The sequence below is a fragment of the Imbroritus primus genome (assembly GCF_964332355.1).
In the GTDB taxonomy this organism is placed as follows: Bacteria; Pseudomonadota; Gammaproteobacteria; order Burkholderiales; family Burkholderiaceae; genus Imbroritus; species Imbroritus primus.
Window position 1 is genome coordinate 2,931,507 of sequence record NZ_OZ201293.1, and the last position, 12,897, is coordinate 2,944,403.

The 12,897-nt window shown below is 64.3% G+C and carries 12 protein-coding genes; 3 read left to right on the top strand and 9 right to left on the bottom strand.

Translation table 11 applies throughout. The annotated features are described in order from the left end of the window. Positions 1-146: 146 nt before the first annotated feature. The 8 genes from ACQ3C8_RS13480 to pilM form a co-directional block, all read right to left on the bottom strand. Complete coding sequence (locus tag ACQ3C8_RS13480; RefSeq protein WP_428851841.1) at positions 147-1,280, bottom strand: deoxyguanosinetriphosphate triphosphohydrolase; 1,134 nt, start codon at positions 1,278-1,280, stop codon at positions 147-149. A 21-nt stretch (positions 1,281-1,301) separates the two neighbouring features. After that, positions 1,302-2,408 (bottom strand): 3-dehydroquinate synthase, encoded by a 1,107-nt coding sequence (gene aroB, locus ACQ3C8_RS13485; RefSeq protein WP_428853085.1) that lies wholly within the window; start codon positions 2,406-2,408, stop codon positions 1,302-1,304. Beyond that, the gene (locus tag ACQ3C8_RS13490) at positions 2,389-2,958 is read right to left on the bottom strand and encodes a shikimate kinase (protein ID WP_083840484.1); all 570 of its coding nucleotides are present in this window, start codon (positions 2,956-2,958) and stop codon (positions 2,389-2,391) included. Before ACQ3C8_RS13490 ends, aroB begins: the two co-directional genes overlap by 20 nt. A gap of 186 nt (positions 2,959-3,144) precedes the next feature. Continuing rightward, complete coding sequence (pilQ, locus tag ACQ3C8_RS13495) at positions 3,145-5,247, bottom strand: type IV pilus secretin PilQ (RefSeq protein ID WP_428851842.1); 2,103 nt, start codon at positions 5,245-5,247, stop codon at positions 3,145-3,147. Next, the gene (locus ACQ3C8_RS13500) at positions 5,247-5,753 is read right to left on the bottom strand and encodes a pilus assembly protein PilP (RefSeq protein ID WP_428851843.1); all 507 of its coding nucleotides are present in this window, start codon (positions 5,751-5,753) and stop codon (positions 5,247-5,249) included. The genes pilQ and ACQ3C8_RS13500 overlap by 1 nt, the downstream gene beginning before the upstream one ends. Next, a complete protein-coding gene (locus tag ACQ3C8_RS13505) occupies positions 5,750-6,409 on the bottom strand; it encodes a type 4a pilus biogenesis protein PilO (protein ID WP_428853086.1) in 660 nt (219 codons plus the stop codon). The genes ACQ3C8_RS13500 and ACQ3C8_RS13505 overlap by 4 nt, the downstream gene beginning before the upstream one ends. Positions 6,410-6,411: 2 nt before the next feature. Beyond that, positions 6,412-7,047 (bottom strand): PilN domain-containing protein, encoded by a 636-nt coding sequence (locus tag ACQ3C8_RS13510; RefSeq protein WP_009523958.1) that lies wholly within the window; start codon positions 7,045-7,047, stop codon positions 6,412-6,414. Then, positions 7,044-8,102 (bottom strand): type IV pilus assembly protein PilM, encoded by a 1,059-nt coding sequence (gene pilM / locus ACQ3C8_RS13515; RefSeq protein ID WP_428853087.1) that lies wholly within the window; start codon positions 8,100-8,102, stop codon positions 7,044-7,046. The genes ACQ3C8_RS13510 and pilM overlap by 4 nt, the downstream gene beginning before the upstream one ends. Before the next feature lie 343 nt (positions 8,103-8,445). Between pilM and ACQ3C8_RS13520 the strand changes: the two genes are divergently transcribed. Next, positions 8,446-10,815: a penicillin-binding protein 1A gene (locus tag ACQ3C8_RS13520; protein WP_138750410.1), complete on the top strand. Its 2,370-nt coding sequence runs from the start codon at positions 8,446-8,448 to the stop codon at positions 10,813-10,815. Between the two features lie 93 nt (positions 10,816-10,908). On the opposite strand, the gene cyaY is transcribed toward ACQ3C8_RS13520, so the two are convergent. Next, positions 10,909-11,250, bottom strand: a complete 342-nt coding sequence (cyaY, locus tag ACQ3C8_RS13525) for an iron donor protein CyaY (protein ID WP_428851844.1) — start codon at positions 11,248-11,250, stop codon at positions 10,909-10,911. Positions 11,251-11,377: 127 nt separating this feature from the next. On the opposite strand from cyaY, the gene lptM reads away from it, so the two are divergent. Both lptM and lysA read left to right on the top strand, forming a co-directional pair. After that, a complete protein-coding gene (gene lptM, locus ACQ3C8_RS13530) occupies positions 11,378-11,593 on the top strand; it encodes an LPS translocon maturation chaperone LptM (RefSeq protein ID WP_428851845.1) in 216 nt (71 codons plus the stop codon). Position 11,594: 1 nt separating this feature from the next. Beyond that, positions 11,595-12,854, top strand: a complete 1,260-nt coding sequence (gene lysA / locus ACQ3C8_RS13535) for a diaminopimelate decarboxylase (RefSeq protein WP_428851846.1) — start codon at positions 11,595-11,597, stop codon at positions 12,852-12,854. Positions 12,855-12,897 lie beyond the last annotated feature (43 nt).

Consider the following 12,897-nt stretch of genomic DNA (forward strand, 5'->3'; position numbering starts at 1 on the left):
CGGGCGAAAAACCCGGGAAAAGCCTGCGCATAGGCCGCAAACCCACCAGCGCTGCGCACAGACGGCACGGCTGGACCAGTCGGCAGGTGGCCACGCTTGCGCCCGGTCGGTACAACCCGGAATGCGACGGGACACCGCCCACCCGGTCAGATGCCTTCGCGCACCTCGAACAGTCGGCGGTACTCGCGGATGGCGTAGCGGTCGGTCATACCGGCAATGTAGTGAGCGATCAGGCGGGGCTGGTCCTTGCCGTCCGCCTGGTACTGCTGCGGGAGCAGGCGCGGATCGTCCATGAACAGTTCGAACAGGTCGGTGATGATGCGGCCCGCCTTGGACGACATGCGCATCACCTGGTAGTGGCGATACAGGTTCTGGAACAGGAAACGCTTGAGCGCCGTGGCTTCCTTGCGCATGTCTTCGCTGAATGCCACCAGCGGCCCGGTGGCGCGCACATCGTCGATGGACGCTGGGGCGAGGCGCGCCACATTGGCCTGCGTGGTGGCGATCAGGTCAACGATCAGTGCATTGATCATACGTCGCACGGTTTCGTTAATGAGCCGGCGGCCATTGAGCCCCGGAAACGCGCGCAAGGCCTCGGCGTGATGCTCGACCCAGAGCGGCACGTCCTGCATCTGCTCGATGGTCAGCAAGCCGGAGCGCAGGCCGTCGTCGATATCGTGGTTGTTGTAGGCAATCTCGTCGGCAAGATTGGCGAGCTGAGCCTCCATCGATGGTTGCGTACCCTCAAGGAAGCGCCGGCCAAGCTCGCCGAGCGCGGCAGCGTTCACGCGCGAGCAATGCTTGAGAATACCCTCGCGTGTCTCGAAGGTGAGATTCAGCCCATCGAATCCGCCGTAGCGCTCCTCAAGCACATCGACCACCAGCAGGCTCTGGAGGTTGTGCTCGAAGCCCCCGTACTGCTGCATGCAGGTGTTCAGCGCATCCTGCCCGGCATGGCCAAACGGCGTGTGACCCAGATCGTGCGCCAGCGAGATGGCCTCGACAAGGTCTTCATTGAGGCCGAGATGGCGCGCAATCGAGCGCGCGATCTGTGCGACCTCGAGGCTGTGCGTAAGGCGCGTGCGGAACAGGTCGCCTTCGTGGTTGACGAAGACCTGCGTCTTGTACTCGAGCCGCCGGAAGGCAGTGCAATGGATGATACGGTCGCGGTCGCGCTGGAACTCGCTGCGCGAAGTCGAGCCCGGCTCGGCATGTGCCCGGCCACGCGACAGCGCGGAACGCGCCGCGTACGGGGCAAGATGGCTTTCGATATCGGTCATGCCCCGTCTCCCTGTTCAGTATTACGCGACGTCCGGCTCGGCCGGGGGATGGATCACGGCGCGCTGCAGCGTGGCATGCAGGTCGGCATCCGGCACGGTCGTGACAAAGGCTTCGCCCAGCTTGCGCAGCAGGATGAACTTGATGCTGCCGGCCTCGGCCTTCTTGTCAACCTTCATCAGTTCGATATAGCGCGCCTCGCCCAGATCCGGCGCGACGACCGGTAGCTGCGCGGCCCGCACCAGCGCGGCCAAGCGCGCGCGCGTTTCGACGTCAATGAAGCCCAGCCGCTCGGACAGCGACGCTGCCATCACCATGCCGCAGCCCACGGCCTCGCCGTGCAGCCACTCACCGTAGCCCATGCCGGCCTCGATGGCGTGACCGAAGGTATGGCCGAAGTTGAGCGTGGCGCGCAGGCCCTGCTCGCGCTCGTCCTGCGCCACGACGTTGGCCTTGATCTCGCACGAGCGCTTGACCGCCAGCGCCATCAACTCCGGATCGCAGGCATTGAGGGCGCCGATGTTCTGTTCGATCCAGGCAAAGTAGTCCGCATCGGCGATCGCGCCGTGCTTGATTACCTCGGCCATGCCGGCGGCGAGCTCGCGCGGCGGCAGGGTCTTGAGCGTGTCAATATCGGCGATCACGGCCTGCGGCTGGTGGAACGCGCCGATCATGTTCTTGCCGAGCGGATGATTGATGCCGGTCTTGCCGCCCACCGAGGAATCCACCTGCGACAGCAGCGTCGTCGGGATCTGGATGAATGGCACGCCGCGCATGTAGCATGCCGCGGCAAACCCTGTCATGTCGCCGACCACGCCGCCGCCGAGGGCCACCAGCGTGGTCTTGCGGTCCGCGCCCTGGCGCAGCAGCGCATCGAAGATACGGTTCAGCGTTTCCCAATGCTTGAAGGATTCGCCATCTGGCAGCGTAACGGTCGAGACCTTCTTGCCAAGGCTGCCGATCGCCGCCTCGACCTGGGCAGCGTAGAGCGGCCCAACGGTTTCGTTGGTGACGATAACGGCCTGCGTGCCGCGGATATGGGGCGCCAGAAGGCTGGGATCGGCGAGCAACCCGCTGCCGATATGAATCGGATAGCTGCGGTCGCCCAGGTCAACGTTCAGGGTGATCATCGTGTCGGGCATCGGTGGGCGCCGGCGGAATCGCGCCCCCTATTTCAAGTTGCATCAGTACCATATTAACAAGCTGCGCCACGCTCGGCTTGCCCGTCTCGATCACGAAATGCGCGACTTCACGGTAGAGCGGATCGCGCTGCGCATACAGCGCCTCAAGCTTGGCACGCGGATTCTCGGTTTGCAGCAGCGGGCGATTGCGGTCATGGCGCGTGCGTTGCCACAGATCATACGGATTGGCGCGCAGGTATACCACCACGCCACGCTCATGCAGGTGAGCGCGATTCTCTGGCCGCAGCACGGCGCCGCCGCCCGTGGCGAGAACAATGCCTTCGCGACGCGTCAGCTCATCGATAGCGAGCGCCTCGCGCTGCCGGAAACCATCCTCACCTTCCAGCTCGAAGATGGTCGGAATGCGTACGCCGCAACGCGCTTCGATTTCGTGATCGGAGTCGAAGAACGGACGACCGAGACGCTTGGCGACGGACTTTCCGACCGTGGTCTTGCCAGCGCCCATCAGGCCGACGAAGAAGATGTTGTTCGGATTCAAACGGCTCACGCCACATCGGGGCGCGATGGCATCACACCCGGGTTGCAAAAAACGGAATTGCCCGAGCGTAACACGAGCAGTGGCGCAAAGTGAACTGGGCGGGCCGGCGAACCGGTCCCGCCCAGGCGGCGACACTGACGGTCGCCGCTAACTACCGACCCTGATTACCAACGCAGACTACGACGTCTACTGGCGCGAGGCTTGGCTGGCGATCACGCGTGGCGTCAGGAAGATCAGCAGTTCAGTGCGGTCGTCGGTACGGCCGGTGCGCTTGAACAGGTTGCCGAGGACGGGGATGTCGCCAAGCAGGGGCACCTTTTCCACATCGGTACGCTCGTTCTGCGTGAAGATACCACCGATCACCACCGTCCCGCCGTTTTCGACCAGCACCTGAGTCTTCACGTGCTTGGTATCGATGGCAAAACCCGAGTCGGTGCGGATGCCCACGCTGTCCTTGTTGACATCGACGTCGAGCAGGACATTGCCTTCCGGCGTGATCTGCGGCACGACCTCGAGCTTGAGGTTGGCCTTGCGGAACTGTACCGAAGTCGCGCCGCTCGAGGTGGCCGCCTGGTAGGGCAGTTCGGTACCTTGTTCGATCAGCGCCTTGACGTTGTCGGCGGTGACCACGCGCGGGCTCGAGATGATCTTGCCACGGCCATCGGCTTCCAGCGCCGACAGCTCCAGATTGAGGAAGCGGTTGGCCGTGCTCGAGAACAGGCTCAGCGCGAGCGCCGCCGGTTGCGCGGTATTGATGACGTTGGCCGGCAGGCTCAGGAACGGCACATTGTTGAGCGTACCCACGCCAGAAGTGTTGTCCGGCGGAATATAGTTGCTGCCGATGGCCGCAGTGTTGCCGCCACCCACGCTGCGCCGGTCGGCGAAGCCCAGGCGCACGCCCAGGTTACGGCTGAAGCGGTCATCCGCCTCGACGATACGCGCCTCGATAACCACCTGGCGAACCGATACGTCGACACGCTGCAAGAGATTCTGCACCTCTTCCAGCTTGCTGGCGATGTCCGACACGAACAACTGGTTGGTCCGCACATCCGCCGTCAGTGAGCCACGCTTGGACAGCACGCGCGTGGCGCCCGGCCCGGTGCCGCCCACCAGCATCTTGCGCACGTCGTCGGCGCGCTGGTAGTTGAGCTGGAACACCTGGGTCCGCAACGGTTCAAGATCGGCGATCTGCGCCTGTGACTCGAGCTCGAGTTTTTCCTTGGTCGCCAGTTCGGCGCGCGGCGCGACCAGCAGCACGTTGCCGTTGCGGCGCGAGGCCAGGCCCTTGCTGTCCATGACGATCTGCAGCGCCTGGTCCCACGGCACATCGTTGAGACGCAGGGTGAGATTGCCCTGCACGCTGTCGCTGGTGATGATGTTCAGGTTGGTGAAATCGGCGAACACCTGGAGCAGCTGCCGGATATCGATGTTCTGGAAATTCAGCGACAGGCGCTCGCCCTTGTATCCCCGGCCGCTGATCAGCTTGGACGGGTCTTCCTTGACGGGACGGACCTCAACGACGAACTGGGTATCGGTCTGGTAGGAGTTGTATTCCCAGTTCGCGCCGCGCGGCTCGATGACGAGGCGTGTGCCATTGCCATTCTCGCTCGCGCGCATCGCCTCGACCGGCGTGCCGAAGTCGGTCACGTCATAGCGACGACGCAGGCTTTCGGGCAACGCCGTCTCGAGAAAATCGACGACGATGTTGCGGCCCTGCTGGGCGATATTGATCGGCACGTCGCGCGATGCCAGATCGACCACCACGCGGCCCGCACCATCCGTACCGCGACGGAAGTCGATATTGCGCAGCGACGGCCGGCTCAGGTTGGCGCGCTGTGCGGCGCTCGGCACCGGCGCGGTAAACGTCGGTGTAGTTGCCGGCGCGGTGTCGATAGTGACGATGTACTGCTTGCCTTTCAACTCCGCCTGGTAGCGGGCCGGGCGGATCAGCTCAAGAATCACGCGCGTACGGTCGGCGATCTGCACCACGTTCGCGCTGCGCAACAGCTTGCCGCCATACTGGTAATTGGCGCGCTGCTGCGGAAACCCGGTCGCAAAGAAGTCGATCGCGATACGCGCCGGCGACTGCGTGCTGAAATCGACCGGCGGCTGCGCAGGAGCCTCCGCCAGGTCGATGGTCAGGACGGTCGATTCACCCACATTGGCCGACGTCACTTTCTGGATGCTGTTGCCTTGCGCCAGCGCCATCGCCCCGCTGCCCAGCAGCATGGTGGCCACGGCAAAGCGTGCCACCCAGCGCCGGATTCCCCCACCCGTGTTCGTCCGCATTACCGGCTCTCCTGCATTTTCAGTGTGCTCATGCGCTCCTTCCATTCGCCCGCCCCTTCCTGGACAAGCTCGCGCAAGGCCACTTCGTTTTCTGTAATGCGCACGATGCGGCCGTAATTCTGGCCGATATGCTGCCCCACCCGCACCTGGTGCGCCTTGCCGTCGACCACGACAATGGCATGCGCCTGGCCGCCCTTTCTCATGACCCCTTGCAGCTGGAAATTCTCCAGCGGATATTCTTCCAGCGGCTCACGCTGGCGCATGCCGTCCGGCGACTCGGAAAAACTCCGGTTCAGTTCGCCAATCTTGCGCTGGCTGAAGGGCTCGACGCTGGCTTGCGCCTTGTATTCGATGGCCTCGTACGGCTTGGCCTCCGGCAAGGCCGCCGGCCGCGGCACCGGGGCCGTGCGGGTCTGCTGCATCCACGTGCGCAGCTCGTCCTCCCGGCTGCTGCAGGCGGCGAGCAGGCACAGGACGCACAGCGCTGTCAGCGTCCGCGCGCTCATGTTGCCGCTCCTTTCCTGGCGTGCGGCGCCTTACGCTGCGCCTCTTGCTCCTGGGCATCCAGGGCACGGAATGCCTTGGCCTGGGACTCCATCACCAGGGCGCCATCCTTGGTAGTAGTGAGCTGCAGGTTCTGCAAGGTGACGATCCGCGACAGCGCGGCGACGTCAGCAGCGAATTGCGCGATCTCGTGATACTGGCCGATGACTTTGACGCGCACCGGGATTTCCGCGTAGTACGGCCGCAGCACATCGGGCTCCGGCTTGAACAGTTCGAACTGCAAGCCACGGGCGATCCCCGCCTGGTTCACATCGGCCAGCAGCGCATCCATCTCCGTGCGACTCGGGAGTTGCCGCTCCAGACGGGCAACGCGCTGCTCCACCTCTTTCTTCTGTTCGCGCAGCAGCGGCAGGTTGGCCACCTGTGCCGTCTTGGTCTGGAAATCCTGGCGCAGCATGGCCTGGCGGGCCCGCGCCGCATCGCGTTCGGCAAACTTGTCGGACCAGTAGAATTGCCAGCCGAGCACCACCACGAGCACGCCCACCAGCGCCATGATGGTGTAACGCGGCACGTCCGGCCATGTTTCAGGCTCGTTCAGATTGAGCCCACGGAATTGCGCGAGCGCATCTTCCAGCGACACATTGAGCGAAAGTGCCATGGTCATGCCCCCTTGCCGGCTTTGTCGGGCGCGGCGGGCACCCCGGATGCGCCCTGCGCGGGCGGATCCGCCGGCCGGTAGCTGAAGCGCAGCGAAAACTCGAACAGGCGTCGCTGCTCCTTGAGGTTATTGGTCATCGTGATGGCCTTGGTTTCCAGCAGCTCGGCGTTCGCCAGCCACGGTACCTCGCTGAGACTGCGTAGCACCTGGGACACGCGCTCGTTGGACTGGGCAACCCCGACGATGGTGAATTTCTCGTCCTCCTGGCGCAGCGTCTTGAAGAACACGCCGTCCGGCGCTAGCCGCACCAGCTCCTCGAGCAGTTGCACCGGCCGGTTGCGCTTGATCTGCAGGCTTTCCACCGCGTTCTGGCGCTGCAGCAGCTCGTCGATCTCCTTGCGCAGGGAGTTCACTTCGGTGATTTCCCGGTCGAGCCGGGCGTTCTCAACGGTGAGAATGGCGTTGAGCTGCGTTTCCGCTGCCGTCTGGCGGTCAATGATGAAACCGCCGAGCAGGACAGCCACGGCGCCACCGACGGCGGCCACGCCCAGCCCGGTCATGACGCGCTGGCGCCGGCGTGCCTTGCGCTCGCCGTGATAGGGCAGCAGGTTGATGCTCGGCAACGATTTGCTCGTCATGCTCCGGCCCCCTGCTGCAGGCCGCGCAGTGCCAGGCCCGCGGCGACGATATAGGCTGGCAGGTCACGCTGCAGATAGCGCGCGTTGACCTTTTCGGCAGTTTCCATGTTGACGAAGGGATTGGCCAACGTGGTCGGCAGCTGCATCTGCTGCTCCACCGCGGCCTGCAGGCCGACCAGCGAGGCATGGCCGCCGCCGAGGATGATCTCGTCGACCCGGCCCACGCTGGAAACCGACATGAAATTGCGGATCGCATTGGCGACCTCGGCAGCCACATGCTCAAGGGCGGGTCGCAGCAATTGCTCGCGGTACGCGTCCGGCAGGCTGTTCTTGCGCTTCTTGACCTCCGCCTGCAGGAACTCCAGCGTGAAGGTCTGGGACACCGCCTCGGTGAGCTGGTCTCCCCAGATGCCGACAGGCTGCCGATAAAGCTCTTTCCACCCTTGATAGAAAGCTACCCAGGAGCGGCTGCCGCCGAGGCAGAAGACGGCCACCACCGGCAGGTCGCGCGCCTGGGCCTCGTCGATATCCGTACGCAGCGCCAGCATGTGAGTGACGGTACGCTGCAGGGCGAATTCCTCGACATCCATGACCAGCGGCTTCAGGCCCGCCATCTCGGCGGCCGTGACGCGTGTCTGGACATGATCGCTGGCGGCAGCGGTCACGTTCACGCCGATGCCGCCCTCGGTCTCGCTCGGACCGATCACGACGAAATCGAAATTGACGTTCTGGGAAGGAGGAAACAGCCGATTGGCTTCGCTTTCGACCTGCATGACCATTTCATCGTCACTCAGGTTGTCGGGCAGGCTGATGGTCTGGTTTTCGGTGAGGGTGGCAGGCAAGCCCAGGACAGCGCGACTTTCGCGGATGCCGGCCTTGCCAAGTGCCTGGCGGATCGCCTGGGCGACGGGCTCGATGCTGACGACATTGCCTTCGGCCACGGCGCCGCGCGGCAATAGCTCGCTGGCGCACTTTTCCAGCCGGAAACCGCCGCCGCTACCGACCGACAGCTCCACGACCTTGACGCTGACGGACCCGATATCCACGCCAACCATGGCGCGCCGCAGCAAGCCGGACCATATTCCCCGTCGCACGAATGACCACCCCTCTGCGTTCTTCTGCGAACTTGTACCGGCGTTTCGCCAGTTTCTTATTGATGTGCCGGTCGATTCTCACAAATAACGGCTACATTGGCAATCCGGACGACACCCGTTTTTTCGATTTGGCAACCGGATGCAGAAACCGTTGTCAGAATCCCACGTTCTGCTTACTTTTCGTCACAGACGTGCGACGCGATGCAATGCATCATTTCCGTTGCACTCCGGATGGTCGCGCCCCATTTCCGAGCCGCTCGGGCGCAGGCGATATAATCCGGTCCACGCTTTCAAGGTCCTCTTTATGGCTACTGCCTCCCCCAAACCCGCCCGCCCCGCCCGCCGCCCGCTCTGGGTCAGGCTGAGCGTGTGGCTTGTCGGGCTGCTCGCAGCCGGTGCCGTGTGCGTAGCGCTGCTCCTCGGCTATGCCCTGCTGGTCGCGGCGCCCAACCTGCCTTCGCTCGACGCCATCACCGATTACCGCCCCAAGATTCCGCTACGCGTCTTCACCGCCGACAACATCCTGATCGGCGAATTCGGCGAAGAACGGCGCAATTTCGTCAAGATTGATGAGATTCCCGAGGTCATGAAGCGCGCCATTATTGCCATCGAGGATGACCGCTTCTACGAGCATGGCGGCGTGGACTTCATCGGCGTCATCCGGGCAGGTCTGGCCAATCTCCGTGGTGGACTGTCGCAGGGTGCGTCGACCATCACCATGCAGGTCGCGCGCAACTTCTTCCTGTCGAGCGAAAAGACCTATACCCGCAAGATCTACGAGATGCTCTTGGCGTACAAGATCGAGGCGAACCTGACCAAGGACCAGATCCTCGAGCTGTACATGAACCAGATCTACCTCGGCCAGCGTGCCTACGGCTTTGCCAGCGCGGCCCGGGTGTATTTCGGCAAGTCCGTCAAGGACGTGACCCTGGCCGAGGCGGCGATGCTCGCCGGTCTGCCGAAGGCGCCGTCGGCGTACAACCCGGTGGTCAACCCGAAACGCGCCAAGGTCCGCCAGGAATACATCCTGCTGCGCATGCTCGAGTTGGGTTACATCACGCGCGCTGAATACGACACAGCCATCAACGAACCGCTCAAGGTCCGTGCCGAGGGCGGCGAGTTCAACACGCACGCCGAGTACGTGGCGGAGATCGTGCGCCAGTTGATGTACTCACGCTATCGCGAGGAAACCTATACGCGCGGCTTCACCGTCTACACCACCATCACCAAGGCCGATCAGGATGCAGCCTATGACGCGCTGCGCCGTGGCGTGATGGACTATGAGCGCAAGCAGGCCTACCGCGGCCCGGAGGCCTTCGTGGAGTTCCCGAAGAATCCGGACGAGCGCCAGCAGGCCATCGACGATGCCCTGCTCGAGCACCCGAGCAGCGGCAACATCCAGAGCGCAGTGGTCCTGGAAGCCTCGCCGAAGGCGGTGCGGGCCACCCTGTTCTCAGGCGAAGTCATTGAAATGACCGGCGCCGGCCTGCGCTTCGCCGCCTCCGGCCTGTCCGCCAAGGCCCAGCCGAAGGTCCAGATCCGCCCTGGCGCGGTGATCCGCGTGATGCCGGACAGCAAGGGCGAATGGTCGATCACCCAATTGCCGGGCGTGTCTGCCGCCTTCGTCGCCCTGAACACCGATGACGGCTCGATCCGGGCGATGGTCGGCGGATTCGATTTCAACCGCAGCAAGTTCAACAACGTGACGCAGGCATGGCGCCAGCCGGGTTCGAGCTTCAAGCCATTCATCTATTCGGCTGCCCTGGAAAAAGGCTTCTCGCCGTCCACTGTCATCAACGACGCGCCGCTTAGCATCGGTTCGTCCGACACCGGCGGGCAGGTCTGGGAACCGAAGAACTACGATGGCAAGTTCGAAGGCCCAATGACGATGCGCCGCGCGCTCGCACGCTCGAAGAACCTCGTGTCGGTGCGCATCCTGCGTGCGATCGGACCGCAGTATGGCCAGGAGTTCATCACGCGCTTCGGCTTCGAGGCACAGAAGCACCCGGCCTACCTGCCGATGGCGCTGGGCTCCGGCGCAGTCACGCCTCTGCAGATGGCCGGCGCCTATTCCGTGTTCGCCAATGGCGGCTTCCGTGTCAATCCGTACCTGATCCAGCGCATCGTCGACCAGCGCGGCGAGGTGATCTCGGAGACGCGCCCGCAGCGGGCCAACGACAATGCTGTCCAGGTTCTCGACCCGCGTAATGCCTTCGTCATGGATACCATGCTGCGCGACGTGGTGCGCATGGGCACCGCCAACAGCGCCAAGCAGCGCCTCGGCCGCAACGACCTGGCGGGCAAGACCGGCACGACCAACGACGCGGTCGACGCGTGGTTCGCGGGTTACACACCCAAGATCGTCGCGGTGGCGTGGATGGGTTACGACACCCCGCGCAGCCTCGGCGTACGCGAAACCGGCGGCGGCCTGGCGCTGCCGATCTGGATCAGCTACATGGGCTCCACGCTCAAGGGCATGCCGGAAATCGACCGTCAGCCGCCGGAAGGTGTGGTCATGGCAAACGGCGACTGGACCTTCGAGGAATACGTGAACGGTGGCGTACGCTCCGTCGGCCTCGGCGATCCCTGGCCGGGCAAGCCGGAAGGCGACGCCATGCCGCAGCCCACGCCCGAGGAAGAAAAGCAGCGCATCCTCGATCTGTTCCGCGGCTGACGCAGCATAACGGCAGGCACCGTCGCGTCACGGCACCGCTGGTCGCCTGCCCCATGGCATGCCGGCTAACCGGCAACCTGTACGCGGCAGCGCTCAGCGCCCGCTCAGGGCGAGGACGGCGCCGGCCTGCTGACTGACATAGCGTGACAGCGCCGCATAGAAATCGCTGCCGTCACGCGTATCGACCCACGCCTCGCCCGTCCGGCGAAAATGGAAACCGCCGGCGCGGGCTGCCACCCACAGCTCCTGCATCGGTGCCTGGCTATTGACGATGATCTTCGAGCCGTCCGCGAACTCTAACTCCATCACATTGCCGTTGCGATGAATGTCGATGTCCACGTCAGCCGCCTCGGCTGCGGCCTCGACGGCAGCCTCAAGATGGTCCATTTCAGCCTGCGCGAGCCGGAGGAAGTCGCTTTCGGCGAGAGGGGTCATGCTAAACTCCAAGACCGCCTGCCACTGGGCCCACACGCGTACGACGGGGCCGAAGCCGGCAGGCGGCCAGATAGATTTCATTGAACTGTCAGGATCACCATCCGAACCGCCCGAAGGATCGCTCAAGATGCTGCCACGTCCCCGTATTGTATCGGCTGCCCCGGCCACCATGCGCGCCTCCGTGTGTGTTCTGCTGGCAGCATTGACGCTGGCCGGCTGCGGCGTGCGCGGACCGCTGACGATGCCGCAGCAACCGCCCCGGCCGACGCCGCCGAGCGTACCGGATCCGGGCATGCAGTCACTGCCCGGCGACCCTGCCACCCCGACGCCTCCAACACGCTGATATGTCATTCATTACCCGCCGCGACGGCACGCTCCATTTCGAACAGGTGCCACTCAGCGAGATCGCCGCGCGCTTCGGCACGCCAACCTATGTCTATTCGCGCGCCGCGCTGACGACGGCTTACCAGGCGTATGCCGCAGCGTGCACCGGCCGCCGTGCCCGTGTGCAGTACGCCATGAAGGCGAACTCCAATCTGGCCGTACTGCAACTGTTCGCCTCGCTTGGCGCCGGCTTCGACCTGGTCTCGGGTGGCGAGCTGCAACGCGTCATCGCGGCCGGCGGCGATCCGCGCAAGTGCGTATTTTCCGGGGTCGGCAAGTCGGCCGAGGAAATGCGCCTGGCATTGACGCATGATGTCATGTGCTTCAACGTCGAATCGATTCCCGAGCTGCACCGCCTGAACGACGTGGCCGCAGGCTGCGGCAGGCGCGCGCGCGTGTCGCTGCGCGTCAACCCGGACGTGGATGCCAAGACCCACCCGTACATTTCCACCGGCCTGAAAGGGAACAAGTTTGGCGTGGCCTTCGATGATGTGCTGGAGACCTACCGGACCGCCGCCTCGCTGCCGCATCTCGACGTCACCGGCATCGACTGCCATATCGGCTCGCAGATTACCGAAGTCTCGCCATATCTGGACGCCATCGACAAGGTCCTCGAGGTCGTGGAAGCGCTCGAGGCGGAAGGCATCATGCTGCAGCATATCGACGTCGGCGGTGGCCTGGGCATTACCTACGATGATGAAACACCGCCCGACATCACGGTGTTCGCCACCACCCTGCTCGACCATATTGCCGCACGCGGCCATGGCCATCGCGAGGTCCTGTTCGAGCCGGGCCGTTCACTGGTCGGTAACGCCGGCGTGCTGCTGACGCGCGTGGAATTCCTCAAGCCGGGCGCTGCCAAGAATTTCTGCATCGTCGATGCCGCCATGAACGACCTGGCCCGCCCGGCGATGTATGAGGCCTACCATGGCATCACGCCGGTCGTGGAGCGCCGCGATACGCCTGCCACGGTGTGGGATGTGGTCGGCCCGGTGTGCGAGTCCGGCGACTGGCTCGGCCGCGACCGGATGCTTGCCGTGCGCGAGGGAGACCTGCTCGCCATCCTCTCGGCAGGCGCCTACGGCTTCGTCATGAGTTCGAACTACAATACCCGGCCGCGCGCCGCCGAGATCATGGTGGATGGCAGCACCATGCACGAAGTGCGGGCACGCGAACGCGTAGCCGACCTGTTCGTCGGCGAGCGATTGTTGACGCTCTGAACCCCAGGCGGCAGCGGGCTGTGCCGCCGCCGCACCATCGAAC

What these genes read in the sequence shown, in the direction of transcription:
- pilM (WP_428853087.1), bottom strand. Translation starts at nt 8,102, where the DNA reads ATGGTTGGCGTGGATATCGGGTCCGTCAGCGTCAAGGTCGTGGAGCTG.
- lysA (WP_428851846.1), top strand. Translation starts at nt 11,595, where the DNA reads ATGTCATTCATTACCCGCCGCGACGGCACGCTCCATTTCGAACAGGTG.
- ACQ3C8_RS13480 (WP_428851841.1), bottom strand. Translation starts at nt 1,280, where the DNA reads ATGACCGATATCGAAAGCCATCTTGCCCCGTACGCGGCGCGTTCCGCG.
- ACQ3C8_RS13510 (WP_009523958.1), bottom strand. Translation starts at nt 7,047, where the DNA reads ATGACGAGCAAATCGTTGCCGAGCATCAACCTGCTGCCCTATCACGGC.
- ACQ3C8_RS13500 (WP_428851843.1), bottom strand. Translation starts at nt 5,753, where the DNA reads ATGAGCGCGCGGACGCTGACAGCGCTGTGCGTCCTGTGCCTGCTCGCC.
- lptM (WP_428851845.1), top strand. Translation starts at nt 11,378, where the DNA reads ATGCTGCCACGTCCCCGTATTGTATCGGCTGCCCCGGCCACCATGCGC.
- ACQ3C8_RS13505 (WP_428853086.1), bottom strand. Translation starts at nt 6,409, where the DNA reads ATGGCACTTTCGCTCAATGTGTCGCTGGAAGATGCGCTCGCGCAATTC.
- aroB (WP_428853085.1), bottom strand. Translation starts at nt 2,408, where the DNA reads ATGATCACCCTGAACGTTGACCTGGGCGACCGCAGCTATCCGATTCAT.
- ACQ3C8_RS13520 (WP_138750410.1), top strand. Translation starts at nt 8,446, where the DNA reads ATGGCTACTGCCTCCCCCAAACCCGCCCGCCCCGCCCGCCGCCCGCTC.
- cyaY (WP_428851844.1), bottom strand. Translation starts at nt 11,250, where the DNA reads ATGACCCCTCTCGCCGAAAGCGACTTCCTCCGGCTCGCGCAGGCTGAA.
- pilQ (WP_428851842.1), bottom strand. Translation starts at nt 5,247, where the DNA reads ATGCGGACGAACACGGGTGGGGGAATCCGGCGCTGGGTGGCACGCTTT.